Source organism: Halodesulfovibrio oceani subsp. galateae (genome assembly GCF_055397225.1).
Map to the genome: position 1 here is coordinate 461,261 of NZ_AP042453.1, position 23,927 is coordinate 485,187.

Consider the following 23,927-nt stretch of genomic DNA (forward strand, 5'->3'; position numbering starts at 1 on the left):
CCCTCTCTATCACGTTGATAAAGAGGGGCTCGCGCTCAGTTTAGTAAGAGGTGCCAGTGGCAGTAACTCTTTCTACTGGTACCGGAAACAAATCCGGTTTTATTATCTATATTAGTCTACTTTGTTGTACGCAGAAGCTGCTGCACCACAAATTGGACATTTTTCAGAAGTTTCACCTTCGTGGGTGTGGCCACAAACGGAACAGTTGTAGTAATCTACGTCTACTGGGTTCTCAATGTTCTCGAGAGCTTTTGTGTAGAGGCCAGCATGAATTGCTTCTGCTTTGTTTGCAAAGCCGAAGTAACGTGCTGCTACTTTTTCGCCTTCTGCTTCAGCGTCTTTGATCATTGCAGGGTACATGTTTTCGAACTCGTGAGTTTCACCAGCGATTGCGTCTTTAAGGTTAGCAACGGTGTCACCGATTTTGCCAGCGTTACGAAGGTGTGCATGTGCGTGGATGGTTTCTGCATCAGCAGCAGCACGGAAGAGTTTTGCAACCTGAGGATGACCTTCTTTTTCTGCTTTTTTAGCGTAAGCAAGGTATTTACGGTTAGCCTGAGATTCGCCAGCAAAAGCAGCCATGAGATTTTCAAGAGTCTTGGACATTATTCACTCCACAAGTGTGTTTATTTGTTATTTAGATCTTCCTTAACAGGAATGATTACTGTTTATATTTCTCAATCAAGTTTGTAAAGTAAAAAAATAACTTTTTTATATAGTTCTATTTTTCTTCGAAAAAATTTATCTTCACAGCATTACAAAACATTCAGCGTAGTATGCTTTGTAATAGTAGGGAAAAGGTTTGCTGGAAAACCCTAATTTGCCACAGGACAGAGGTTATCCTTAAAGCGTCTGGCATTAAAGGTTTCCCAGCAAACGGGTAGAATCGACGTACATTGTCTGTTGGAAAGTATCCGCAGCAATGTATATGCTTCACCTAAAAAAGAGCAGGAACCTGAATACAAGTGGAGTTGTACAGGTTCCTGCTTTTGTATTTCGTTATCAGCACATACTCATATTGGCAGCGTATAAGTGCTAGTCTACTTTGTAAAACGCTGAAGGGGATGCGTTACAGATAGGGCACTTATCACCTTCAAACGGCCCTTCGTGTGTGTAGCCGCAAACAGAACAGTTGTAATAGTCGGTTTCTACCGGATTATCTACGGTATCCATCATTTTTTGATACAAGGTAGCGTGTACCTCTTCCGCCTTGTTGGCATACTGGAAGAAGCGAAGTGCTGCTTTTTGCCCTTCAGCTTCAGCGTCCTTGATCATTTCTGGATACATATTTTTAAATTCATGAGTTTCGCCTGCGATGGCATCCTTGAGGTTTTCAAGGGTGGTACCTATCTGTCCTGCATTGCGAAGGTGTGCATGTGCGTGGATGGTTTCAGCATCCGCGGCAGCACGGAAAAGTTTTGCAACCTGTGGATGACCTTCTTTTTCTGCTTTAGCAGCGTAGGCAAGGTATTTACGGTTGGCTTGTGATTCACCTGCAAATGCAGCCATCAAATTTTCAGCAGTCTTACTCATGGGTTACTCCGTCAGATTCGTTGTTACGCAGTTTGTTAATAGGAATTATTACTGTTTATAGAAAGGTAGTGTTCTTGTAAAGCGGAAAAAGAACTTTTTCTAACTTTCTCTAGCTGTTGAATGCAATACAAGGTGCATTCTTAAGTGTGTAACGTACCTCTGTTGTGTCTTATTGCCAGTATTTATTGATTTAATTTTTATTTGATGAAGCTTCATAAAAAAAGCCCACAATAAATTGTGGGCTTATATTTTTTTCTAAGAAGGCTGTTTAATCTTGTGAAGATCCGTCAGTAGGTTCTTCATTTAATGGAGGTTTCGGTGATGATTGTGCCATTGATAGTTCATCATGCGCTGGAGGAGGCATAAAATCCTCTTGTCCAGGAATCGGTGATGGCGGCGGCATATCTTCGGGGTCGACACCGTCGTATGGTGCAGCCTCTTGAAACGATTGAAATGGTTGACCCTGTTGCGTCGGTTGAGTTGATTGGAACTGCTGATTCGGAGCATGTTGGCGCGGGGAATTGTCAAATTCCAACTTAACTTGACCAAGCTCTATCTTTAAATAGGCAGAGTATTCTTTGCCAGCCTTGGAGATGAGATCAAGTGGTTCTGCTGTGCGCCCTTTGGTAAGCAATTCATCAACGATTGTTTTGTCGATGGCTCTGCCAAACATATTTTTCCAAATAACAAAAAGGCAACCGCCGTCGTCACGTTTCCAGTTTGAGCAAGCGTATCGCTTGTCCAGATCAGTAACTTCACCGCCACAGAGCGGGCATTTTCCGTCCGGTTCCCGTTCTCCGACTTCTTTGGCTTTCATTGCCAGTAGAATCGGTGCAACGCTTCTATCTTTAATATTATGGATACTACCCGCAACGAGATGGCGGATGGAATGCATGAACTCTGGATAGGTGGCAGTGCCACCTTCAATGTCCTTGAGTTTCTTTTCCCACTGCCCAGTCATTTCGGGAGAAACGATATCGGGCAGCATGGCGGAGATAACTTCAATAACTTCCTGACCGGAAGTTGTTGCCTGAAGTTTTTTGCCGTTTCTCGCAATGTATTTTCGCGAAAGCAGGGTTTCAATCACCTGTGCGCGAGTTGCAGGAGTGCCAAGCCCACGTTCTTTCATTGCGAGGCGTAGCTCTTCGTCTTCTACAAATTTACCGGCAGTTTCCATTGCACTCAGAAGAGATGCATCAGTAAAATGCGCAGGAGCTTTCGTCTGGCGTTTTACGGTATCAATTGCCTGTGTATCTACAGTGGAACCTTTGCGGAGGGACGGCAGAGGGTTGTCCTGCGCGGTTCTCCAAGGTTCAACCACAAGCCACCCTTTGTCCTTAAATACTTTTCCCTTTGCAATGAACAAATGTTCACCCACTAGGACGCGGATGGTGGAGGACTGGTACACAGCTTCCTGACTGAATGCCGCAATGAATCGACGGCAGATCATTTCATAAATTTTTTGCTCATCACCGGAGAGTTGAAGAATATTTGCTTTGCGAGCTGTGGGAATGATGGCGTGGTGATCGGTAACTTTCTTATCGTTCACACACGGAAACTTTTTACCGTCTTTAATTCTGTTTACTGCCGGAACTGTTTCCTCTTTATATAAAGGATAGATTGCACGGAAATAGGTGAGGATTTCTGCAAACAGTTCTTTAGTTAAATGGCGTGAATCGGTACGTGGGTAGGTAATAAGCTTTTTTTGCTCGTACAACGCCTGTGCAATGCCAAGCGTGTCCTTTGCTGAAAGCCCGAAACGAGTGTTTGCTTCACGCTGGAGTGTTGTGAGGTCAAACGGGAGCGGAGGTTTTGTGGTGCCTTTACGGCTTACCACGCCTTCGACTTTACCTGCTTCGTCTTTGCATTCCGTGACTACTTTTTGAGCACGGGATTCAAAGTTTATGCGTGTTTCCTTTTCATCTTCAGGGAGATGATAGGTAGCGGAAAAACATTCAGCGGGGGCTTCCTGCTGTGCGCCGGATTCTGGATCGATTTCTTTGGGAGCACTCGGCTTATCAGGACGGCAGAAGGTAGCTTCAACAGTCCAGTAGTCTTTAGGCTCAAAATGATCGATTTCATTACTGCGTTCAGTCAGCAGCCTGAGTACAGGGGTCTGCACACGTCCCACAGAAATGAGGCGGTTAGCTTTTACCGTGAATAAGCGGGAAAAGTTCATGCCTATCAGCCAGTCAGCTTCAGCTCTGGCAAATGAGGCAAGTCCCAAATTTCGTTTTTTTGAGTCAGGCATGAGCTTGTTTAAGCTCTTTTTCAGCCCTTCTTCGGTCATGTCGTTCGCCCACAGACGCTTCACAGGCTTATCACAGCCTGCCATGAGGTAAATGCGGCGGAAGATAAGTTCACCTTCGCGCCCGGCATCCGTTGCGTTGACAATGTCAGACACGTTCTGATCGTTCAGTAAACGATTGAGAACTGCATATTGCCGTTGACCTTCTTTAAGGACGGTAAGTTTGAATTTAGGGGGGATTATAGGCAGTTGGCTTATAGTCCAACGACCCTGCCATGCTTCATGCTGTTCTTCGGGTTCAGCAATGCCCACAAGGTGTCCCACTGCCCAACTGACAATATGGGTGGCACCTTCTAAATAGCCTTCCTTGCGGTTGGTGGCGTTTACATGCGGGGCAATCTCGCGGGCAACCGAGGGTTTTTCTGCAATAATAAGTGTCTTTGGCATTATCTGACACAGGTAGGACGAACTGGGCTCGGCGTCAATGAGCTATTTCTTACCTCGTAATTTTTGAAACATATCAGAACTTTTTAGAGGTAGAGATGTCTTTGTCCAGCGTTTTTCAACCTCTTGGCGAAAGTGGAGGCCTAAGTGCTTTTCAATCCGGTAAAGAACACCGGAACGCCCTCGGGATACAAAGACAGAATCGCAGTACCCTTCAAGATCAATGACGTAAATTTCTTTGTCTTTGTAGAGAAAGTTTCTGTAATGAAAGTCGAAAAAGATAACTCCAGAATTCAAAATCGACGCGATCAGTTCAACGAGTCTTGATTCTATGGTTTGGTCATTGGTGTTGTTCAAATATTCTTCAAGCGTTGGTGCGTCAATTTCTTGTGTTACGACTTTGTATTTTTCAGCGGAAGTTATCGAAGGTGTGTTTAATCCAAAGTTTGTAATTTTTGAGCAATATGAGCAAAGTTGAGTCCTGGATACTTTCGTAGATGCAGCCAGTATTTAAGCTTTAGCTCAAATTTAGGAGTAAAAATCTTGATATACTGTTTTTTTCTTCATCGTAATAAACTGAACGCTTTTTTTCTTTTTTGAGACAGGTCATTGCAAATCCTTTTTCTACTGATAGCGAGCGTATAAGCTCAGTATTCAGTGCCCTTGACGGGAAAGGTTCCCTGTGGGCAAGAGTATCAATAGTTTTGATACAAGGAATGCAATGAAAAATCTCTTAATTTACATTAAGAGAGGTTAACTAGGAGTTAATTTTATGAAAAATTCCTCAGAGTTTCTAAAAAACGGGATCGCAGCTTGTCGCTCATGAGACCTTTTTTAACAGATGGTAATTTGAGAAAACCGCCAAGAACGGAACGCATGAAGTTCTCTGCCTTACTATTAGGGTTGTCGAATAGTAAGTTTTGAAGAGTATCTCGCTCCAGTGACTGAAGAATTGCGCGTTCGAAGGTGTCTTCAGGGTGAATCACACGTTTCTTAGATTTTTCAAGAACTAAGGCTTTGGGGTTACATTTTAATGCACAGACACCACAGCCGAGACAGCGGTCTTCGTCGATAATTGCGAGCTTTTTAGGACGATTTTTACCGGTGACAGCTCCCGGGCGTTCCTGCATGGTGATGGCATCAACCGGACATGCTTTAGCGCAGAGGCCGCAGCCTATACAGTCTTCACCGCTACATGTGATAACAAAAGAAGATGACACTAGAATATTGGTGTATCCGGTCTTTTTGATTCCGTTCATGAGGTTACAACAGCAACCGCAGCAATGACAGATGAAGCCTACATCCTGCTTCACATTATCTGCTGTTAGGGTGAATCCCATGTCTTTAGAACGATCAAGGATGTCGTACATTTCGTCTTTGCTGGAGCGACGTGCGAGATTATTTCGGATCAGAAACTCTGCGCCCTCGCCGATAGTCGTACAAGTATCCAATGGAACTGTGCATTTCTGTTCACCAAGGTGGTGCTTTTCATGTCGACACGAGCATAGCCCAACTGCAAAAGATGATTGAGCGTCAATGAGTGTAGCCGCACGTTCATAATCCAGCACTTCAACATGCGAGTCGGCAATGATGGTCTCTTCGTGCGGCAAGGCACGCATGACCGAAATTTCCTGCCCGTCGGCAAAGTTAGCATCCAGAAATTCTTTTTTCCCGAACATGTATCCCTGAAAGAGTTCTGCCCATTTTTTTTGTGGCAAATTCGGACCAGTACGCATCATCGTAAATTCAAAGAATCCGACAACAAAAGGGCTGACCATATATTCGTACTGATTGCCGTCCCAGATGTCGCAAACAAGTCCTTTTTTACACAGGCCGTCGAGCATAAAGCGGAGCTTTGTTTCATTGAGACCAGTCATTCCCGCAATTCGTTCAAGTGTGGACGGTCTGTACGGCATTGCTACAATAAGTTCCGCTTCAGCAGGAGTGTAAAGATAGGTCACCATCTCTTTCATGGCATCATTCCAAGGCATGCGTACTAGAGAGCCGTCGAGTTTTTCTCCGAGTTCTTTGTAGATATCTTTTGCAATGATGTGTCCCATGATGTGGTCCTTGTAAGCTGAAAAAGTGTCTGTGCTAAGGGCTAGTTGTAAAGCCAGTCAGTCTTTTTAGGCAGTGCCCTGAATTGACAAGGAACGAGTATGAGGTCTGTGTTCCATTCGCGTTCGTTGTTGCGGTGTCTGTATCTTGCTCAATAGCATATTGCCCGGGAAGAGGTGTTTTCCCCTCTGGAGCTCGCGAAAAACCTCTGGATTGGAGCAGGTTTTCCTGCTCCACCACTGTCTTTTTATCAGAAGATGATTTGTTCATTGTCATCAATTACGCGTCTTCTCGCATCGCCTCAAGACCTTCGCCCACCATTGTCGGAATAAATTCCTGAATTTCGTAAGCAGCAAGTTTTTCTTTGTGGAACGGGTCAAGCTCGAGCACTGCATCAAGTGCTTCGCGGGATTCAAAGCGAGCCAGAATGATGCCGCCTGTACGAGGAACTTTTCTGCCTGATGCAACAAAGTTCCCCAATGCATACTGTTCCTTAAGGTAGGCAACGTGTGCTGCTAAGTGTGTATCAACTTGTGCCATTTCACATGTGTATGTGAGGGATACGATGAACATATAGATATCCTTTTCAGTGTGTTACGGTTTTTTCTGTGAGTATTTTTAGTGGAAAATTCTTTGCGCATTTTAGGAAGTTGCTTTTTGAAGTCAAGAAGCGTTTTTGAAAATAACTACGAAAGCAGTATGTTATGTGTGCTTGAAATATATATTGTAATATCGACAAGTGGTTGCATTTTTATTGTTGTAACTCGCTAAAAATAGTTATTTTTTAAAGTTGCTTTGAAAATAGTATGTAATTGCAAAGTACTAGTCTTTTTTTCATTATTATATACTGAAATCTAAATTATTTTTCTATGCCTATACTATCTAGTGCATATCTTTTTATGTCATTTTAAGACAATTAAATCAGACCGTATCTATAACGGGGGAAAAAGTATGTTAAAGAAATATGGTATATTATTAGCTATTTGTGCAGCATTGTTCATGGTTGGTTGCGGTAGCGATAAACCTGCTACAGACACAAAAGCACCTGAAACACAGCAGGAAGTACAACAAGATACAGTTCCTGACACAATGCAGAATGATCAAATGGACAACAAAGATGCTGGCGTAGAAAAAGCTATGCCTGAAGAAAATGTTGATAAAGGTATGTCGCAGGACAAGATGATGCAGGACGGTGCTGACAATAAAGATATGGGCACTGATACCATGAAGAAAGATGATAGTTCCATGAAAGATGACATGGATAAAACTATGCCTGAGAAAAATAGCTCTGAAGAACAGAATACCTCTGAACAGAACAATTCAGTAACAGGTATGCTGAACACATAGTTTGTGAAGGAACAGGAAACGGGGCTCTGTTTCCTGTTCTTCATGACGAACAGTTCCTCTATTTAGAGCATGTGAGGTTTGTTCATGAAACAGCGAGTGTTTGGTTTTCTGTTGCTCTTGTTTGTCCTGTCCGGGTGTAATCTTTTCCATTCTAAGATTACGCCCAGTCAACTAGTGGGGCAGACAGTAATTGTGACACTGGAGTCGGGGGCATTTCCTGATTCTACTATTACGATGCAGTTTCTTTCTTCCAAAGATATTGTGTGGAAACTTACAGGAAATTTGGGAAATTCGACTGGTGCAGCGGATTATCTGATTTCCAGAGTAAATCCCAAAACCATTTTAGTGACATGGCGTAGTGATCGAGCACACGTCAGTTATGTTGTCACAATGGATTTTGATTCAGAACGATGTTTTTTGGTGCGGGTTGATAAAGGACAAAATTTATTATCCGAGGGCGTTGTTGCATTCGAGTAGTTCAGGGTTCTTAATGGATAAGTACATAGTGGGTGTAGTTATGCGTAAAATTCCCATTCTACTGTTTTTTCTATTTTTTGTGCAAATTACTGCATGCGGTATGGCGCAACAGATAGATATCCAACCGGATGATCTGATAGGAAAGACACTGACAGAAACATGGCGACGAGGAAGCTTTGTAGGAGCTTCATATAAAACAAGTATTCTGACGCCAACTTCCATGCGGTGGTATGCACTAACGGGAAATTTGAAAGGCAAAAGTGAAGAAGTAGAGTACGCGTGTACAAAAGTTGGGCGTGAAATTCTACAGGTGTCATGGCGTGAAGAAACAACGGGTTCTCAGGCAATCGTAACCTACAATTTTAAGACAATGAAAATGTTTGGTGTGATTGTGGAGAGCAAGCGAGATTTTCTGTTGCAGGGCACTTTTACGATAGAGCAAAGTAAAGACAGAATGAAAGACAGAAAAGACTTACCGGAGTTGTTCAAAAAAGAAGCGACAAGTGAACAATAGGCGGGGTGGTTATGAAAAGGCTGTTAGTAGTTTTAATGCTGACTTTGGTTTTTGCGACTGCAAGTAATGCAGAAGAAGACGAAGCCGTTATGGTGCAGCAGGATAATACGATATCAATGCAGGATTTAGTTGGTAGAACTATTTCCTACACTTGGCAGACCGGACCTTTTAAAGGTGCTTCCCATTTGTTGCTCATTGTTGATCCTAATACCATGCAACTCTCTGTTGAGTCGGGCATGAAGATGGAAAATCCCAGCACCATCAAATTTGATGTAGTGCAGGTTGACGATGAGGTCTTTTATCTTACTTGGCGAAGCAAAGAGTATGCACAGACACTTGTTATGACGCTAAATTTTAAAACAAATATGATCTACGAAGTGGTCGTGACAGAGAAGACAAATTATCTTTCGGAAGGGCCGTTTTTATTGGAAAAATAGATGGTCAATTGAAAAGCTGAGCTATCCCTTCAGGATGTGTTAGTTGTTTCAGTATAGGTATAAAAAAAGCCCTCATTAAGAGGGCTTTTTGCTTTTTAAGGAACAGATTTCAGCGCATCCATAAAAAAACATCTTATCAAAATGAATTGAGATTAATGATGAGCCGTAACCTTCATTTGGGAAAAATTACAGAGTCGAGGGGGCACTTCACTGCAACGTTGAGGGAATTGTCTCTGGCTGCCGGAAGTCTCTCAAGAGGTTACCCGCTATTTGGCTGCCAGCAATCCCTCAGCAATTTGAGCAAAGCCAGCACCACCGCGTTTTTCAGTAATCCATGATGGTTTATGTTCAATGGCATCTTTAAAATCAAGTACGTTTGCCACACCCACAGAGTTAGGGAAGTAGCCGAACATAGGAGCGTCGTTTGGAGAGTCGCCTGCATAGACAACTTGCTCACGCACAGCTTCTAACTCAACATTGAACTCATCTTTAAGAATACGGGCAGACATAGCGAGTTTGTCGTACTGGCCAAACCATGCGTTTACATGGATTGAGCTGATTTTTGCGGTTGTTCCAGCACTGGTACAAATTTCTTTGATTTTGTGTACGGCTTCTATTGAAAGAGCAGGAACATCTTCACAAAAGTCGATTGCGATATCTGTTTCACGGTATGGCTGATCCGCGGAAATCGCACAGCCGGGTACTTCTTCCACAACCAGCGCGCCAAGCTCAACGAGTTTGGTTTTGTGCTGAGCGCGTAGCTCGCCTGCGGTAGCATAGCGGCGGATCATTTTTTTAGATGCATCGTCGTAGCGGAAGTAGAATGCGCCGTTCTCGCCCACAACTCCATCTACAGGCCACATACGTGCAATCTGGTCGCACCAGCCTGCAGGGCGTCCGGTAATTGGGATGACAACAAAGCCGTTTTCACGCAGCTTTTCTAAAGCGGTGTAAGCTTCAGCGCGCAGGCGACCTTCGTCTGTGAGGGTGTCGTCAATATCGGTAAGAATGTAGCGGATGTTTTGCTTAACATCTGATGGCATAGTAGAAAAAGGCTTCATGAAAAATGCGTTCCCCGGGTAATTCTCGGGTCAATAATGAGAAAAATCCCTTAAAAAAAGAGGGCAAATAGCTTTGCCCTCTTCTTGTTTGTAATCTGTAAATGCATGCTGCACTTACTACACAGTTTCGTTGTCCTAGATAATGCTTTGACGAATCTTGGTAACAACTACTTCTGCAACAATAACTATGGAGAAGATGCACAGCAAAATGAGTGCAACCTGCTGCCAGCGGAAGAGGTTAAGCGCGGTATCAAGTGCAACACCGATACCACCAGCACCTACAAGGCCGATAACAGAGGATTCTCGAACGTTAATGTCCCAACGGAAGAGTGCGAGACCCCAAAAAGCTGGAGCAACCTGCGGCCAGTAACCTTTAAGAAGGATACTAACGGTTGGAGCACCGGCAGCGCGAAGCGCTTCGATAGGGCCCTGATCGACTTCTTCCAGTGCTTCCGCGAGCAACTTGCCACAGAAACCGATGGAACGGAAGCCGATAGCAAAGGTACCAGCCAATGCACCAGGTCCAAAGATTGCTACAAACAAAATAGCCCATACAAGTGAGTTTACTGTACGTGAAGAAACAAGAATGAACTTACCACACCAGTTAAGAACTGGAGATTTGGTAATGTTGTTTGCAGAAAGTAATGCAACCGGCACTGCTAAGAACAACGCGAGGACGGTACCAAGCGATGCAATATTCAGTGTTTCGATGAGTGCTTCGTGAATATTTTCTTGAGTGTATGACGCAAAGTCAATTGGCCACATGCGGGTAAATAAATCCTGCAACTGGTACGGCGCGTCGTAGAGAAATTCTGGAATAATTTCTACTGTACTCAGAGAAAATACAAACAGGGAAACTACGCAAAGATACACCGTAAAGCGGGCAAGGCGCTGCCCGGGAGTGAAGCGTTCCCATGTCATAGTATCAGTCATTGAAAATCGCCTTTATCTTTACGGAAAGAAGTTCGCTAAGCATGATAAGTGCTACGATTGACATAAGAATCGCTGCGAGGAAATCATAATCAAAGCGCTGGAATGCAGCAAACAAAGTACCGCCGATACCACCAGCACCAACAATACCAACCATGGTAGAGTTACGCAGGTTTGCGTCGAACTGGTAGGTGGCAAAACCGATGAATCGGTTAAACACCTGTGGGAGTACTGCAAAAACAATCACGCTCATAAAAGGCGCACCAGCAGCTCTGATAGCTTCAACAGGCTTCAAAGATATTTCTTCAATAGCTTCGGCAAAAAGTTTGCCGATAAAGCCGATTGAAAGGAAGATCAGTGTAAGAATACCTGCAAGTGGACCAAAACCAACTGCTTTAACGAAAAGAATCGCAAAGATAACCGGGTGGAATGAACGACATACTGCAATAATAGTACGAGCAGGCCATGTTACCCAGTCCGGCATAAGATTTCGTGCAGCACACATACCGATAGGCAAAGAAAAACCAATACCGAAAGCAGAAGCAATTACTGCGATTTCGATGGTTTCAATCAAGTTACCTACAAGCAGTTTCCAACGCTCAAAGTTTGGCGGGATCATTTCGCCAAGAAAGTCAGCACCGTTCCCAAGACCATTAATGAAGCGTACCCACGTAAAATCAAGTGCATTCAAAGCATAGAAAACATAACAGGCCAGAACAAGCCAGCCGAGTCGTGTTTTTACACTTGCTTTGAATGGAGATTTTCTTTGTGCATCCGAGGTCATGAGAGCCAGTCCTCACCGCCATAGATTTCAGATAAGTGGCTGTCTTTGAGTGCAGATGGTGGACCATCAAAGATGATTTTACCTTTACTCATACCGATAATACGGTCGCAGAAGCGTTTAGCAAGGTTCACATCATGGATGTTGATGAGTACAGGAATGTGCTCTGTAGAAGAAACCTTCTTGAGCAGTTCCATAATCTCAACAGAAGTTTTAGGGTCAAGTGAACTTGTTGGTTCGTCTGCCATAATGACAGCAGGGCCCTGCATCATTGCACGAGCAATACCAACACGCTGACGCTGACCGCCAGAAAGACTGTCTGCACGCTGTGTTGCAAACTCACTAAGACCTACGTGGTCGATAAGTTTAAACGCACGGGCAATGTCAGTTGGTTCAAATTTACGAAGCCAAGCACGCCAAACAGGAATGTATCCGAGACGACCACAGAGTACGTTTTCGATGACGGTTAAGCGCTCAACGAGGTTGTATTCCTGAAAAACCATGCCGATGCGACGGCGCGCAAGGCGCAGTTCTTTACCAGAGCAGGTAGTAAGGTCGTGGCCAGCTACTGTGATGGAACCTTTAGTAGGTTCGATAAGGCGGTTGATGCAGCGCAAAAGAGTGGATTTACCGGTACCGGAAGGTCCGATAATACCAACAGTTTCTTCGCCAGAAACTTCAAAAGAAAGACCTTTAAGAACAGGTTTTCCTTTTACATATTCCTTTTCCAAATTCTCGATCAAAAGGGAACGAGTTTCCTCGTTCCCTTTAATGGTATTTTCAACAGGCACGTATGACTCTTATTTCTTTTTAGCTTTTTTGGCTTTTTTAGCAGCTTCTTTAGCAGCCATTTTTTTCAGGCCTTCAGCATTGTAGCTAGTGCCAGTTGCATCAGCGATGTCGCGAATAACTTTCCAGTCAGCCTTGTAGGTGATTGGGTAGAAACGATCAGCGCCGTGGAATGACTTCTGCATGGACTCAGGGAAACGGTAGGTGCTGAATGCGCCAACGATTTTCTGAGCAAGCGGAGCACAAAGCTGGCTTGAGTAACCGAAAGATGAGGTAGGGAATTTAGGGCTGCGGTATACGATGCGAAGAGCATCTGCTTTAACGCGGCCAGCGGCTACCATGCGGTCATATACGTCAGAAGCAACTGGTGCTGCATCGTAGTCACCATGTACTACACCGAGAATAGACTGGTCATGTTTACCGGAGTAAACAACAGTGTAATCTGTATCAGGTGTAATGCCTTCATTAGGGAAGATAGCACGTGGAGCAAGGTTACCGGAGTTAGAAGAAGCAGATGTGTGTGCTACTTTCTTACCCTTAAGGTCAGCTAAAGACTGGATAGGGCTGTCTTGCGGTACTACAACGATAAGGTTGTAGCCCTGGAAGCCTTCCGGGTAGCCTTTAACAGCCATTGGTACATAACCTGCGAGGTTAACAGCAAAGCCGGTAGGGCCGGTTGAGAAACCAGCAATGTGAAGTTTACCGGAACGCATTGCTTCAACTTCAGCAGCGTTAGACTGTACGGTGTAGTAAATTACACGCTTGCCGGTTGCTTCTTCAAGGTATTCCTGGAAATCAGCAAAAGCATCTCTGTAAACAGCAGGGTCTTCTACAGGAGTGTAGGTAAACACCAATGTGCTAGGATCCTTGCACTCGCCAGCAGGAGCGAGGTCAGCAACGAGGTCTTTGTCCTCATCACAGTATTTGGAATCCAAACCACTACGGTTGGTGCAGTCTGCAGCGAGAGCAGGAACAGACGCTAACAGAAATGCCATGGCAACAAGCAACATAATTTTTTTCATGTGTTTCTCCAGCATAGAGCTAAGCAATTCGCACTACCAGAACAGTGTGCGATACATCGTTAAACGAAAAAAACTCGAACGACCTATTCTTCGCCTCTAATAGAGTATGTAACCGGTTAAGACAATAGAATCGGAAAAAGTTTTTCAAGTTAGCGGTTGGAAACATGTCAAAATTCTGTCAAAAAAATGTAAAAAAGTTTATTTATTAATGCGTGTTACAGATTTCTATTGGTATGAGAATACAATGTAGAAAATGTTGAAAAAATTACACAAATCGGATGGAAAATTGCTCCCGAATTGTAAGTTTTATGAACACTGTTCCAGTAGATGTTGCTGTGATGTCAAAAGTTAGTGTCAGGAACCTCTTAATGGTAGCTTTACTCTTTTTTACAGCTAGAACATTTTGTGTAGGTAAAAAACACATTGAAAAAATATGAACTTTTGAGAAGAATGCGTATATAGTAACGCAGTGCAAAGACTGCTTTGTGCGGCGGATAAAAAATCTTAGAAATAATCAGGAGAAAACGTATGCGATATATTTCAGCTTTTATTGTTTTTGCATTATTGCTGGCACCGGTGTTCACCCAGACCTCTTCGGCAGCTCAGGAGCCTCCAAAACAGATTATTTTGAATGAAACTGGCAAATCTAAAGTTATGCCGACATCCGGTACTCTTTCTTTTTCTCAGGTGACAGTTGTGCTTCTTAAACAGGGTAAGGGTAAAGCTCTGACTGCACAGGAAGCAAAAGACAAACTTGCTGCGCAGGCAAAAGCATTAACAAGCACCATTAAAAAGAATTTGGAGTTTGCAAAGTCTTTCACCAAAGATTTTGATGCAAATGCGTCCTTTTCCCCTCACTACAAACGGATAGATTCTCAGAACACGATTATTGGCTATCAGGTTCGAACCAGCTATTCAATTACAGTACTTGATCTTAAAAAAGCTCAGGATGTAACTCAGGCTGTTTTGAAAAGTGGTGTGGAAGAAGTTTCACAGCTCTATACCCTGATTGATGAAACCTCCCGTCGTTCCTGTGAGAAAGAAGCTTTAAAACAAGCTGTTGAGCGTGGTAAAGAACGTGCTGAAGTTATGGCAATGCTGATGGACAGCAAGCTTGGTGGAATCAACACTGCAGTTATCAATTCAGATGCTGCACCGCGTATGTACTTGGCTAAATCTGCTATGGCAGCAGATGAAAACATGTACGAGCCGCAGGCATCTACATGCAGTGTACGTGTTGAGCTTGTCTTTTCAGTAAAATAGCTTTCAAAGACAACCGTTAGAGAACCTTGCAGGGTAGCCGCAACATATGAAGAGACTACAGATTGTTTTGGTATTGGGGCTTTTGCTGCTTGCAGTAACTGCGCAGGCACAAAAGGTTATTGATGCTTCTGCGACTGAGGTGCATGACTACATTAGTACGACAACAGAGAAGTTTCTTATTCTCGATGTACGGAGCATTCAGGAATATTCTGAAGGGCATATTGCGGGTGCGGAATTTTTCCCTATTTCAGCATCCAGCTTTAAGCGTTCTGTGTTCAGTCTGCCCAAAAATGTAACGTATGTAGTGTATTGCCGTTCCGGTAATCGCAGCCAACATGCAAAAAAGATTATGAAAGATGCGGGGCTTTCGCTCATACATCTTGATGGCGGAATTCGGGCTTGGAAGCGAGCCGGATTCTCGATCTAAAAATAGACACGATACCACGAGCGCGGTCAAATCAGGCCGCGCTTTTTTGTTGCTCGATTTCTGTGTAATCACGTAATTTGAGGCGTGAAATGATGAAGCTATCGATAATCATCTGAGTAATGTAAAAAACTAGGATCGGAAATATCGAGGTTGGATGCGTCCCTGCATATGTCACGCTCCATAACGCTACAGAGAGTGACATGGGTTTTTCTGAGGTTATGAAGATGAAAGAACGGTTGTCGGATTTGCTGAGGTGCAAAACGTACTTGCCAACAAGAAGGGCACTGATGAGTACGAACAGGTGTAGAGATGCGCTCGGGAAAAAGGTGTGTGCAATATCCCCTAACCTGAGTTCGTGGATGATCGTAGCTTCGCGTGAACAGGAAATATAGACAAGTGCAGACAGGCAAAGGATCGGAATATAGTGGGAGAGCATTTGGGTTTGATCTGGAAGCTTCGGAAAGAATCTGCGCAGAAGTTGCCCGAAGAAAATCGGTACAAAAACGTAGCCGATTACTTTAACGAGCACGAGATAGGCACTGATCTGTTCAGTGTCTCCGATCCACATATATATGTTGAGTGGAATACTGATGATACCCACAAGGCATAGCCCCACCAAAAGTACAACCGCGGTAATACGGTTACCGCTGGCACTCATGGTCATTGCCATAGCTGCTTCGAGTGAGTTCGGAAAGCAGCAGATAAGAATGAACCCAAGAGCAAAGTCGTTTGTAAGAGAAAATATGCGCGTAAAGGCAAACGCTAATGCTGGATACGCAACAACGGCAATGATGGTTCCTGCCACAAGAATTTTTATGTATTTTTTAATCTTGCTGGCATGGGTGAAATCCATATTCAACCCTTGTGCAATAAAGATGAAAGCAACCAGGGGTGTTGTAAAATTAAAGGATTGGAGCATCTCTTGAGAAAGAGGAAGGCGTACGCCTAGAGCAATTGCGATGAACATGCTGAAGAGGAGTAAATTTTTGTTTCCTAGCTGCAATATTCTATGGAATTCTGTTGCAAGCATTATGCGTGCTCTCCTATGTCGTATTGTCTTGCCGTACCCCGTTATTATCAGTGAGAAAAATGGACAATTGGAAGTGAGTTATTATTCAGTTATGTCCGGTAGATGTGTCGTTGACTGTGCTTATTATTTCTTAGCTACATAGTTTGTTTTACTATGAGGGATGATTAATCGTAATCAACGGGCGGAGTTCTGCTGTTTCTGTGCGAAGGGTGTGGTAAAATTGTCACCAAAAAGGGGCAAAAAATGCACGACGACTATGCACGAATTAAAGGAATTGAATATAATGTGTTGCGTACTGATGTCCAGAATCCTTCTATAAAAGAACGGGAAAAATACTGTAAAGTGGTGCGCACTGCTCTTGAAGAAACGTTTCCTAATGCTGATGTGCTTGTAACAAATACAGAGGCACCTGAACGTATTTACTTTATTACAGACGGTACAACTTCGGCAGATACATGGGTTCAGGAATATGGGGATACTGAAATTAGAGCCATCAGTAGAGTCGCATGGGAACAGGCATTGGAAGATGATAAAAAAAATGCTGAAGCGTGTGACCGACTGTAGCCATAAATTTACATTGTTATAAAGAGCCTTCCTAAATAGGGAGGCTTTTTTTGTGGACAACGGGGGGTAAAGTTAACGGGTTTGTAGCTTGGGGGACACAATATACAGGTCGTCCTGCCGTTATTTTCGTATTATAAGGCAAGTCCTTTTACATAAGGGGGAGTGTTATGAGTACGCAAAGTAAAGAGTGTCGTTTGACTGTTGGTGGTGGTGTGAACTCTGTGCTGGCTCAGGCTCGATTACGCATTCTCATTGTCGGTTACGGCATAGCAGGTAGTACGTTGGCAGCGTTGCTGCATCAGCACGGCGAAACTCCTGTAGTTGTTGAGCGTGGAAGTAAAGATGATGCAGGTGGGTATGCTCTCGGTTTGTATCCTTTAGGCGCGCGAGTTTTGCATGGGCTTGGTATGTACCGCAGGTACCGGCAGATAAGCCGAAGAATGGAGCGGTATATTCTGCACGAGTCAACCGGTGATGTGTTGAAAGAATTTCCGCTGGCCGAATTTACAGATAGATACGGGGACATCCGCGGAGTGGACAGGGGCTTATTGCTTGCTTTGTTACGGAGCAGCGTTCCGCACGAAAACGTATTCTACAATACAACGATTCAGCATATACAGAACAACCCCCATGGTGCCGTAGTGACTTTTTCTGACGGTTCAGCGCATGAGTTTGATCTTGTTGTTGGGGCAGACGGAATGCATTCAGATGTTCGAGGAATGATCTTTTCTCAAAATGAGTTTGCCTACAAGGCGACAGGCTGGGGTGGCTGGGGCGTGTGGCGTTCTTTGGAAGGTTTTGATGAAGCGACTTATAGAGAACTGTGGGCTGATGGTTGGTTTATCGGACTCTATCCTGTTCAGAACAAGCTTGCCGTGTTCTTGGGGGGAAACAAGAAAGATCTCTCTACAACTACTGCTGTAGAATTTGTAGAGTTGCTGCGCACAAAATTACCTACCGGTATCCTGCATTCTGCCTTGCAGTCTTTAGAAGGGCTTGATGACGCATATTTTTGGGATATGGAAGATTGTCGTGCAACACAGTGGTTTTCTAAGCGTGTTGTTCTGTTGGGAGATGCCTCGACTGCGTTTTTACCTACGGCGGGTATAGGCGCGTCTATGGCTATGAACTCAGCGTCTGTTCTTGCAGATGAATTGTCTCGTACTGATGTAGAGTATCTTGCTTTAGCATTGAAAAAGTATGTAATACGCCAAAAAGAACGGGTTGAATTGGCACAGAAGAACTCTCGTTTCCTTGCAAAACTGATGTTTCAGAACTCTTTATCTACCTCTGTAGTACGTAACTACTTAGTAAAGATGTATTCACTTCAAGGGTTGTTGAAAGGTATTGGTAAAATAATGCGTTGAGTTAACCTCATAGTAATTAAGAGGTTAACTCTATATATTGGATTGTTGCAACGATACAGTGGGGTTTTTCTCGTAATGTTATCTATTTGTTAGCCGATAGGAAGATGTCGGCAGATTTTGCTGACGTATGTGCTGAATATAGAGCCATATTACCATGGTGGTAATATATGAATAAACACTTAGTTTTTCAAAGCTCATTTGGATAACAGTCAGTATAGACGTATGCTGACTGTTTTGTTGACAATATTAAAGGCGTAAGAGGGCAGTTGATGCTTTTTATAGCACCAAGTCTGGATTATTGCGACCGGCACAATGGCAGAAACATGGGGTGGTTATTCCCTTTGCTTATCCACGGTTAACACAAATGAACAGGCACTGGGGGCAGTGATGTTCGTATTTGTTAGAAGGGTATACTATGTTCGATCGCATGAAGTTTAGGAATAAGATTATTCTTTGTCTGTGTATTGCAATGTGTGTTGTTTTTGGCGTGTATTCATTCCAGCTTTCCGGAGAAGCACGTGACATGTCTGTTGCACAGGCAAAGGCACAAGCTAAGCTTGTGGGGGGGAAATACGGTAACGAGGTAAAACTGGAGATCGAAGAAGCGCTTAACGTCTCACAAACATTGATTGAAGTTATCCGGTCAATGCGCACTCATCCTGAGACAATGGATCGAGACGTAATCGATACCATGATGAAAGAGTCTATTCGTAAAGGTAAATCTTTTTACGGTATTCAGGCAGTATTTGAGCCGAACGGTCTTGATGGTCGTGACGCTGAGTATGCTGGCACACGTGAGTGGTGGGGGGCAGACGGACGATATGGTCCATATTTCTGGAAAGCTAACGGAACATTCAAGGCTGAAGATTTAACACAGCACAGTCCTGAAACAAACAGAAGCTGGTACATGGAACCTAGAGACAAACGTTCTATCGTACTGACAGAGCCGTATTTTGCACCTGTTGCGAAAAAATACATGGCTACCATCTGTGTTCCGTTGTTTGAAGCAGGAAAATTCTTCGGTATTGTCGGTGTCGATTTTACCTTGTCTTCATTTGACGAGATGATTCAGCGAATTAAGCCGATGGGCACAGGGCGTGCTGCAATTATGTCTACAAGCGGCTACCTTGTAGCACATCCAAATCCGGATCTTGTAGGCAAGAACATTACAGAAGCATTTTCTCCTGAAGATAGAAACAAGGTAAGTAATGCAGTAAGAAACGGAGAGTTTCTCCAGTTTACAGCAGTATCTCCTTTGGACGGCAAAGAGAACATGTACGTTTTCCAGCCGATCACTATTACAGGAACAGACAGCCCTTGGAATATTCTCGTTATTATCCCTACAGAGACTATTCTCAAGGACGCAAACGAGTTTCTTCGTTTCAGTCTGATATTCTCAGTTATAGCAATCTTGCTTATTTCTTTGGTGATTTTTGGTATTGTCACTTATCTCACCAAGCCGTTTGCATTATTGATTAAAGCTACACAGGATGTTTCAGCTGGTGATTACGATGCATTGCCGGAGGATGATCGTTTCTCTAGTGAGTTCCTGACATTGCATCTTGCCATGAAAGACATGGTACTCAAGCTGGTGCAGAACATGCGCATGGCTGACGACAAAACACAGGAAGCAGAAACCAAAAGTCGCGAGGCTGAGGTTGCATTGGGGCAGGCTGAAGAAGCCCGTGCTCAGGCTGAAGTTGCTAAGCGTGAAGGAATGCTTCAGGCGGCATCACAACTTGAAGGTATTGTTATGCAGATTTCTTCTGCCTCTGATGAACTTGCCGCTCAGGTTGATGAAGCAAGCCGCGGAGCCGATGTTCAGCGTGAACGTACAGCAGAAGCTGCTACCGCAATGGAACAGATGAACGTGACCGTTCTTGAAGTTGCACAGAACGCAGGTCAGGCAGCAGAGAGTGCTGATGAAGCCCGTGTAAATGCAGAGTCCGGTGGCGAAATCGTTGAAGGCGTGGTTAAGTCTATTCAGCGTGTGAACGAAGAAGCACGTAAACTGGAATCCGGTTTAGGTGACTTGGGTGTACAGGCTGAAGGTATCGGCAACATTATGAGCGTTATTTCTGATATTGCAGATCAGACGAACTTGCTTGCCCTCAATGCTGCCATTGAAGCAGCACGTGCAGGTGAAGCGGGTAGAGGCTTTGCTGTAGTAGCGGATGAAGTTCGTAAACTTGCCGAAAAAACCATGCAGGCAACCTCTGAGGTTGAGCGCGCTGTATCTGCAATCCAGCAGGGAACCCGCGAAAATATCGTAGGTATGCAGGATGCAGTAAAAACCGTTGGTTCAAGTACAGAACTGGCTGAACAAGCCGGTGAAGCTCTTGGCGCTATTGTCCGTATCGTAGAAGATACTTCTGATCAGGTACGTACTATTGCTACCGCTGCTGAAGAGCAGTCTGCTGCTTCTGAACAGATTAGTCAGAACACAGAAGAGGTGAACAGGATCGCTGGTGAAACTGCTGAGTCTATGAGTCAGTCAGCATTGGCGATGTCAGAACTTGCGCGTCTTTCCGGTGAGCTTTCACAGGTTATCGAAGGGTTGAAACGCATTTAGACGATAAACATTGCTATTGAAAGAGCCTGACACATTAGTGTCAGGCTCTTTTTTTTGTCTGTGGATCAATACTGCGGGTGTTACACTGCGGTAACACGCAGCGAATGATTATGACGGGATGTGCTTCGTAAGTACAAGTGTCATTGCTGAAGTGAAGCAGCGTTTGCGAACCAGCAGTAGTACAAGAATTGACGCAAGCGCCGTTGATCCGACAATCATAAGCATGACGACGATCTGGTAGCGGACAGCTTCCTGTGGATCAACGCCTGCGAGGATCTGACCGGTCATCATGCCGGGAATGGAGACCAGCCCGACACTCATCATAGAGTTAATTGCCGGAATCATACCTGCGCGAAGTGATGTGCGAAAAATCCCTTCTGTGGCTTCTTTGTAATCTGCACCATGACATAGGTACATTTCAACCTGATCGCGCTTTGTCCTTAGCTCTGAAAAGAACCTTTCCAGGGTAAGTGAAAGGGCATTCATGGAGTTGCCGGCCACCATCCCACCAATAGGAATAAAATATTGCGGACTCCACCAAGGATCTGCACCGATAATAATCTTCGTAACAAGAATTGTGATGAGCGTGTAGCTGATCATTACGGCAAGAGTTGTGGGAGCAAAGTAGGCCACTTGCTTTTCTTTCACTCGCCCGTAGACAATGTGCACGGAGAAGAATGTCATAATGATGTAGACAGTCAGTACAAGGAATGCGTTGTCGAGACCGAAAAGGATGTTCAGCAAATACCCCATTGCCAGCAACTGGGCAAAAGTGCGGATTACGCCTACAAACAAGTCGCGCTCAAGCTTTAATTGATAATACAGTGATGCTGCTGCGGAGATGCCTACAAGCCCGAGAGCTATGACAAGCTGCATCCATGATATGGAGATGAATGATGTCATGGGAGTATACTCACAGTGCCGTCTGCAACGGAAATATGCATATGCGGACAGGTTGGATGGTAACTGGTGTGGTTTACCATCATGATTGATGTTCCTTGCTGTACCAGTTCTTCAGCTGCATGTTCAACACGTTCTCTGCTTTCACGGTCAAGAGAGCTTGTGGGTTCGTCAAAGCAGATAACATCAGGATTGGTAAGCACTGCACGGATGAAGCAGAGTCGTTGTTGTTGTCCGACCGACAGGGTTTCAGCGGGTGCGTCCAGTGAAACATTATCCAGTGCTAATTTTTTAAGCCATTGAAGAAGTATTTCTTCTTCTGGCTGCATACAGTTCTTTCTGCTGTGTAGTGCAAATGGAAATAGTAGGTTTTGGCGAACAGAGCCTGGAACAAGTGTCGGCTGCTGTTGCACGAATCCTATACGGGTACGTAAGGTGGGTGGGTAGAATGACGTAATTGGAGTGCCGCGTAAGAGTATTTCCCCACTGGAGGCTTCTTCAAGGCGTACGACAAGACGTAGAAGTGTTGATTTTCCGGAACCGGATGCGCCGGAGATGAGAACAAACTGGCCTTGCGGAATACTGAATGACATGTTGTGTAGTCCGGCTCCGCCGGGCCATGAGAAGCTGACATTCTTAAATGTTAATACCGGCATATTCTTGTGCGTGCCGGTTTGTGATTCTGGTAATGGAGAGTGCATAATTATCTCGTTGGGGTCTTGTTGGTTGTACCTAAAAAATGATCAAGTTTTGTTTGAAAGACTTGGTATGGACAACTAAGGCAAAAAGGGTGACATACTTAATCCGACATATATGCTCCATCATGTCAAGCTTGTGAGGAAAGTGTGACTTTCTTCAGAAGCTTGTTACCGACGGGCTATTCATAAGATTTTCTTCGCAAGGAAGTTGTCTAGTAGAAAAGTACCAGATTGACGGTGTGCGATGTGCAAAAAATTTGTATATACATACTGTTGTTATATCATGTGTTGCTATGTCAATAGCGTTAAAATGAAATTTATATTTGCTTTTTTCTTTTTAAAAACAGAATGTTATTTAGATTAAAGAAAAAAGTAAGAACTTATTTTTTTAGAGCTTGCAATTTGCATAGAGAGCTTCATATCTTTATCTCTTGCACATATTATTTCACCAACTCGCATTTATTAAAGACGGATTGAGCATGTATCAGGAAAAAAATGGGTGTATCAGAACCATAGCAAATATATCAGATCAGGACTTGTTATGTTTTGTGAACGATTTTCAAGCACTGCTATGGAGAGTTGAGATTCCCCGTTCCCGAATTGAGATTTTGAATGAATTCGTCATCGAAGGGTTAGGTGAGAATACTTCACTTTTTATGAAGAATATATCCTTTAGGGATGAGCTGTTGTTGCCTGGTGAAAAAGGGCGTGTAGATGCTTTTTTTGATAAAATGAAAGAGCGCAAAAGTGCTTCTACCGTTTTTCGTATTATCAACAAGTCTGGTGTGCTCATGTGGCTTAAGCTCATTGGTACACGTAGTTCTTGCGACCCGAATTATTATCACGGTACATTAAGTGATGTTACAGACACAGCCGCAGTGGTAACAAGGATAGCTGAAGAAGAGCTTGTCGAAGGTTCACAAGTAGTTTTGAAGGAAGATAAGCCCGCGGCAGTGGTGGCACCAACCGGAAGCCAGTATGAAATCAATATATCGGATGCGTTGACGGCTATGTACGAACGGTTGCATCAGCAGGAGCATACGGATGGTTTGCTGTTTTCAGATGTGCAGACCCGAAAGAACAAAGTAAGTGTATACTATAGTGGTAAAGTTTTTGAAGGTGCTGTTCAGGGAGAAGTTTACCCGTACAAGGGTACAATTGCTCAAGATATTGAACGGTACAATCTTAATTACCTTATTGTGGACGATACGCTGGACAGCATTAAGCCAATTGACTGGGCGTTGTTTGTTCCGCGTGGGATTCGTTCCTACTATGCCAAACCGTATTATGTACGGGGAGTGCTGCGTAGCGTGGTAATTATCTGTTCTAAAAAGACTGCCGCGTTTAAAGATAAATTGATTGATTCGTATGATGATATTTTAGAGCCTTTCATGAAGGTTGCACGTCCTTGGCGCAGACAGGATCACGCTAAAATATAGTCGACTAAAGATATCGGGTTTATGAT

Annotated in this window: 23 protein-coding genes; 10 read left to right on the top strand and 13 right to left on the bottom strand. The window is 43.9% G+C overall.

The features are described from left to right. Positions 1–111: 111 nt before the first annotated feature. The 5 genes from ACZ5V1_RS01955 to ACZ5V1_RS01975 all read right to left on the bottom strand — a co-directional run bounded on the left by ACZ5V1_RS01955 (position 112) and on the right by ACZ5V1_RS01975 (position 6,856). On the bottom strand, positions 112–606 hold the full coding sequence (locus ACZ5V1_RS01955; RefSeq protein WP_464390356.1) for a rubrerythrin family protein: 495 nt from the start codon (positions 604–606) through the stop codon (positions 112–114). Positions 607–1,035: 429 nt separating this feature from the next. After that, complete coding sequence (locus tag ACZ5V1_RS01960) at positions 1,036–1,533, bottom strand: rubrerythrin family protein (RefSeq protein WP_160714090.1); 498 nt, start codon at positions 1,531–1,533, stop codon at positions 1,036–1,038. A 268-nt stretch (positions 1,534–1,801) separates the two neighbouring features. Next, entirely contained in the window at positions 1,802–4,228 is a 2,427-nt protein-coding gene (locus tag ACZ5V1_RS01965; protein ID WP_464390357.1) for a DNA topoisomerase 3, read from the bottom strand. 767 nt (positions 4,229–4,995) lie between these two features. Beyond that, positions 4,996–6,285: a 4Fe-4S dicluster domain-containing protein gene (locus tag ACZ5V1_RS01970; protein WP_464390358.1), complete on the bottom strand. Its 1,290-nt coding sequence runs from the start codon at positions 6,283–6,285 to the stop codon at positions 4,996–4,998. A gap of 277 nt (positions 6,286–6,562) precedes the next feature. Then, positions 6,563–6,856 (bottom strand): YciI family protein, encoded by a 294-nt coding sequence (locus tag ACZ5V1_RS01975; protein WP_464390359.1) that lies wholly within the window; start codon positions 6,854–6,856, stop codon positions 6,563–6,565. A gap of 378 nt (positions 6,857–7,234) precedes the next feature. Here ACZ5V1_RS01975 and ACZ5V1_RS01980 point away from each other — a divergent pair, with 378 nt between their 5' ends. The 4 genes from ACZ5V1_RS01980 to ACZ5V1_RS01995 all read left to right on the top strand — a co-directional run bounded on the left by ACZ5V1_RS01980 (position 7,235) and on the right by ACZ5V1_RS01995 (position 9,058). Continuing rightward, positions 7,235–7,630 carry a hypothetical protein gene (locus ACZ5V1_RS01980; protein ID WP_464390360.1) on the top strand — a complete coding sequence of 132 codons (396 nt, stop codon included), beginning with the start codon at positions 7,235–7,237 and terminating at the stop codon, positions 7,628–7,630. An 84-nt stretch (positions 7,631–7,714) separates the two neighbouring features. Further along, complete coding sequence (locus ACZ5V1_RS01985) at positions 7,715–8,107, top strand: MoaF N-terminal domain-containing protein (RefSeq protein WP_464390361.1); 393 nt, start codon at positions 7,715–7,717, stop codon at positions 8,105–8,107. 13 nt (positions 8,108–8,120) lie between these two features. After that, positions 8,121–8,621 carry a MoaF-related domain-containing protein gene (locus ACZ5V1_RS01990; protein WP_464390362.1) on the top strand — a complete coding sequence of 167 codons (501 nt, stop codon included), beginning with the start codon at positions 8,121–8,123 and terminating at the stop codon, positions 8,619–8,621. 11 nt (positions 8,622–8,632) lie between these two features. Then, on the top strand, positions 8,633–9,058 hold the full coding sequence (locus ACZ5V1_RS01995; RefSeq protein ID WP_464390363.1) for a hypothetical protein: 426 nt from the start codon (positions 8,633–8,635) through the stop codon (positions 9,056–9,058). Between the two features lie 266 nt (positions 9,059–9,324). On the opposite strand, the gene ACZ5V1_RS02000 is transcribed toward ACZ5V1_RS01995, so the two are convergent. From ACZ5V1_RS02000 to phnD, 5 genes are all read right to left on the bottom strand, one after another. Then, positions 9,325–10,119, bottom strand: a complete 795-nt coding sequence (locus tag ACZ5V1_RS02000; RefSeq protein WP_464390364.1) for an HAD-IIB family hydrolase — start codon at positions 10,117–10,119, stop codon at positions 9,325–9,327. 135 nt (positions 10,120–10,254) lie between these two features. Beyond that, complete coding sequence (gene phnE, locus ACZ5V1_RS02005; protein WP_464390365.1) at positions 10,255–11,052, bottom strand: phosphonate ABC transporter, permease protein PhnE; 798 nt, start codon at positions 11,050–11,052, stop codon at positions 10,255–10,257. Then, on the bottom strand, positions 11,045–11,833 hold the full coding sequence (gene phnE, locus ACZ5V1_RS02010) for a phosphonate ABC transporter, permease protein PhnE (RefSeq protein WP_464390366.1): 789 nt from the start codon (positions 11,831–11,833) through the stop codon (positions 11,045–11,047). Before phnE (ACZ5V1_RS02010) ends, phnE (ACZ5V1_RS02005) begins: the two co-directional genes overlap by 8 nt. Beyond that, the gene (phnC, locus tag ACZ5V1_RS02015; RefSeq protein WP_464390367.1) at positions 11,830–12,621 is read right to left on the bottom strand and encodes a phosphonate ABC transporter ATP-binding protein; all 792 of its coding nucleotides are present in this window, start codon (positions 12,619–12,621) and stop codon (positions 11,830–11,832) included. Before phnC ends, phnE (ACZ5V1_RS02010) begins: the two co-directional genes overlap by 4 nt. Positions 12,622–12,630: 9 nt before the next feature. Further along, on the bottom strand, positions 12,631–13,641 hold the full coding sequence (phnD, locus tag ACZ5V1_RS02020; RefSeq protein ID WP_464390368.1) for a phosphate/phosphite/phosphonate ABC transporter substrate-binding protein: 1,011 nt from the start codon (positions 13,639–13,641) through the stop codon (positions 12,631–12,633). Positions 13,642–14,169: 528 nt separating this feature from the next. Here phnD and ACZ5V1_RS02025 point away from each other — a divergent pair. Both ACZ5V1_RS02025 and ACZ5V1_RS02030 read left to right on the top strand, forming a co-directional pair. Beyond that, positions 14,170–14,904, top strand: coding sequence for an SIMPL domain-containing protein (locus tag ACZ5V1_RS02025; RefSeq protein ID WP_464390369.1), 735 nt, complete (start codon positions 14,170–14,172; stop codon positions 14,902–14,904). 46 nt (positions 14,905–14,950) lie between these two features. Next, entirely contained in the window at positions 14,951–15,331 is a 381-nt protein-coding gene (locus ACZ5V1_RS02030) for a rhodanese-like domain-containing protein (protein WP_464390370.1), read from the top strand. Positions 15,332–15,362: 31 nt separating this feature from the next. Here ACZ5V1_RS02030 and ACZ5V1_RS02035 read toward each other — a convergent pair whose 3' ends face one another. Further along, complete coding sequence (locus tag ACZ5V1_RS02035) at positions 15,363–16,361, bottom strand: bile acid:sodium symporter (RefSeq protein WP_464390371.1); 999 nt, start codon at positions 16,359–16,361, stop codon at positions 15,363–15,365. A 243-nt stretch (positions 16,362–16,604) separates the two neighbouring features. On the opposite strand from ACZ5V1_RS02035, the gene ACZ5V1_RS02040 reads away from it, so the two are divergent. The 3 genes from ACZ5V1_RS02040 (at position 16,605) to ACZ5V1_RS02050 (ending at position 20,864) form a co-directional block, all read left to right on the top strand. Continuing rightward, entirely contained in the window at positions 16,605–16,925 is a 321-nt protein-coding gene (locus ACZ5V1_RS02040; protein ID WP_464390372.1) for a hypothetical protein, read from the top strand. Between the two features lie 167 nt (positions 16,926–17,092). After that, positions 17,093–18,292 carry an FAD-dependent oxidoreductase gene (locus ACZ5V1_RS02045; protein WP_464390373.1) on the top strand — a complete coding sequence of 400 codons (1,200 nt, stop codon included), beginning with the start codon at positions 17,093–17,095 and terminating at the stop codon, positions 18,290–18,292. A 415-nt stretch (positions 18,293–18,707) separates the two neighbouring features. Further along, positions 18,708–20,864: a methyl-accepting chemotaxis protein gene (locus ACZ5V1_RS02050; RefSeq protein ID WP_464390374.1), complete on the top strand. Its 2,157-nt coding sequence runs from the start codon at positions 18,708–18,710 to the stop codon at positions 20,862–20,864. A 108-nt stretch (positions 20,865–20,972) separates the two neighbouring features. Here ACZ5V1_RS02050 and ACZ5V1_RS02055 read toward each other — a convergent pair whose 3' ends face one another. Next, on the bottom strand, positions 20,973–21,767 hold the full coding sequence (locus ACZ5V1_RS02055; RefSeq protein ID WP_464390375.1) for an ABC transporter permease: 795 nt from the start codon (positions 21,765–21,767) through the stop codon (positions 20,973–20,975). Next, positions 21,764–22,465 carry an ABC transporter ATP-binding protein gene (locus tag ACZ5V1_RS02060; RefSeq protein WP_464390376.1) on the bottom strand — a complete coding sequence of 234 codons (702 nt, stop codon included), beginning with the start codon at positions 22,463–22,465 and terminating at the stop codon, positions 21,764–21,766. The genes ACZ5V1_RS02055 and ACZ5V1_RS02060 overlap by 4 nt, the downstream gene beginning before the upstream one ends. 545 nt (positions 22,466–23,010) lie before the next feature. Here ACZ5V1_RS02060 and ACZ5V1_RS02065 point away from each other — a divergent pair. Then, positions 23,011–23,901, top strand: coding sequence for a hypothetical protein (locus ACZ5V1_RS02065; RefSeq protein WP_464390377.1), 891 nt, complete (start codon positions 23,011–23,013; stop codon positions 23,899–23,901). The last annotated feature ends 26 nt before the right edge of the window (positions 23,902–23,927 follow it).

Bases quoted from the DNA above. Each gene is read 5' to 3' on its own strand.
- ACZ5V1_RS01955 (WP_464390356.1), bottom strand. From the start codon at position 606: ATGTCCAAGACTCTTGAAAATCTCATGGCTGCTTTTGCTGGCGAATCT.
- ACZ5V1_RS01960 (WP_160714090.1), bottom strand. From the start codon at position 1,533: ATGAGTAAGACTGCTGAAAATTTGATGGCTGCATTTGCAGGTGAATCA.
- ACZ5V1_RS01965 (WP_464390357.1), bottom strand. From the start codon at position 4,228: ATGCCAAAGACACTTATTATTGCAGAAAAACCCTCGGTTGCCCGCGAG.
- ACZ5V1_RS01970 (WP_464390358.1), bottom strand. From the start codon at position 6,285: ATGGGACACATCATTGCAAAAGATATCTACAAAGAACTCGGAGAAAAA.
- ACZ5V1_RS01975 (WP_464390359.1), bottom strand. From the start codon at position 6,856: ATGTTCATCGTATCCCTCACATACACATGTGAAATGGCACAAGTTGAT.
- ACZ5V1_RS01980 (WP_464390360.1), top strand. From the start codon at position 7,235: ATGTTAAAGAAATATGGTATATTATTAGCTATTTGTGCAGCATTGTTC.
- ACZ5V1_RS01985 (WP_464390361.1), top strand. From the start codon at position 7,715: ATGAAACAGCGAGTGTTTGGTTTTCTGTTGCTCTTGTTTGTCCTGTCC.
- ACZ5V1_RS01990 (WP_464390362.1), top strand. From the start codon at position 8,121: ATGGATAAGTACATAGTGGGTGTAGTTATGCGTAAAATTCCCATTCTA.
- ACZ5V1_RS01995 (WP_464390363.1), top strand. From the start codon at position 8,633: ATGAAAAGGCTGTTAGTAGTTTTAATGCTGACTTTGGTTTTTGCGACT.
- ACZ5V1_RS02000 (WP_464390364.1), bottom strand. From the start codon at position 10,119: ATGAAGCCTTTTTCTACTATGCCATCAGATGTTAAGCAAAACATCCGC.
- phnE (WP_464390365.1), bottom strand. From the start codon at position 11,052: ATGACTGATACTATGACATGGGAACGCTTCACTCCCGGGCAGCGCCTT.
- phnE (WP_464390366.1), bottom strand. From the start codon at position 11,833: ATGACCTCGGATGCACAAAGAAAATCTCCATTCAAAGCAAGTGTAAAA.
- phnD (WP_464390368.1), bottom strand. From the start codon at position 13,641: ATGAAAAAAATTATGTTGCTTGTTGCCATGGCATTTCTGTTAGCGTCT.
- ACZ5V1_RS02025 (WP_464390369.1), top strand. From the start codon at position 14,170: ATGCGATATATTTCAGCTTTTATTGTTTTTGCATTATTGCTGGCACCG.
- ACZ5V1_RS02030 (WP_464390370.1), top strand. From the start codon at position 14,951: ATGAAGAGACTACAGATTGTTTTGGTATTGGGGCTTTTGCTGCTTGCA.
- ACZ5V1_RS02035 (WP_464390371.1), bottom strand. From the start codon at position 16,361: ATGCTTGCAACAGAATTCCATAGAATATTGCAGCTAGGAAACAAAAAT.
- ACZ5V1_RS02040 (WP_464390372.1), top strand. From the start codon at position 16,605: ATGCACGACGACTATGCACGAATTAAAGGAATTGAATATAATGTGTTG.
- ACZ5V1_RS02045 (WP_464390373.1), top strand. From the start codon at position 17,093: ATGAGTACGCAAAGTAAAGAGTGTCGTTTGACTGTTGGTGGTGGTGTG.
- ACZ5V1_RS02050 (WP_464390374.1), top strand. From the start codon at position 18,708: ATGTTCGATCGCATGAAGTTTAGGAATAAGATTATTCTTTGTCTGTGT.
- ACZ5V1_RS02055 (WP_464390375.1), bottom strand. From the start codon at position 21,767: ATGACATCATTCATCTCCATATCATGGATGCAGCTTGTCATAGCTCTC.
- ACZ5V1_RS02060 (WP_464390376.1), bottom strand. From the start codon at position 22,465: ATGCACTCTCCATTACCAGAATCACAAACCGGCACGCACAAGAATATG.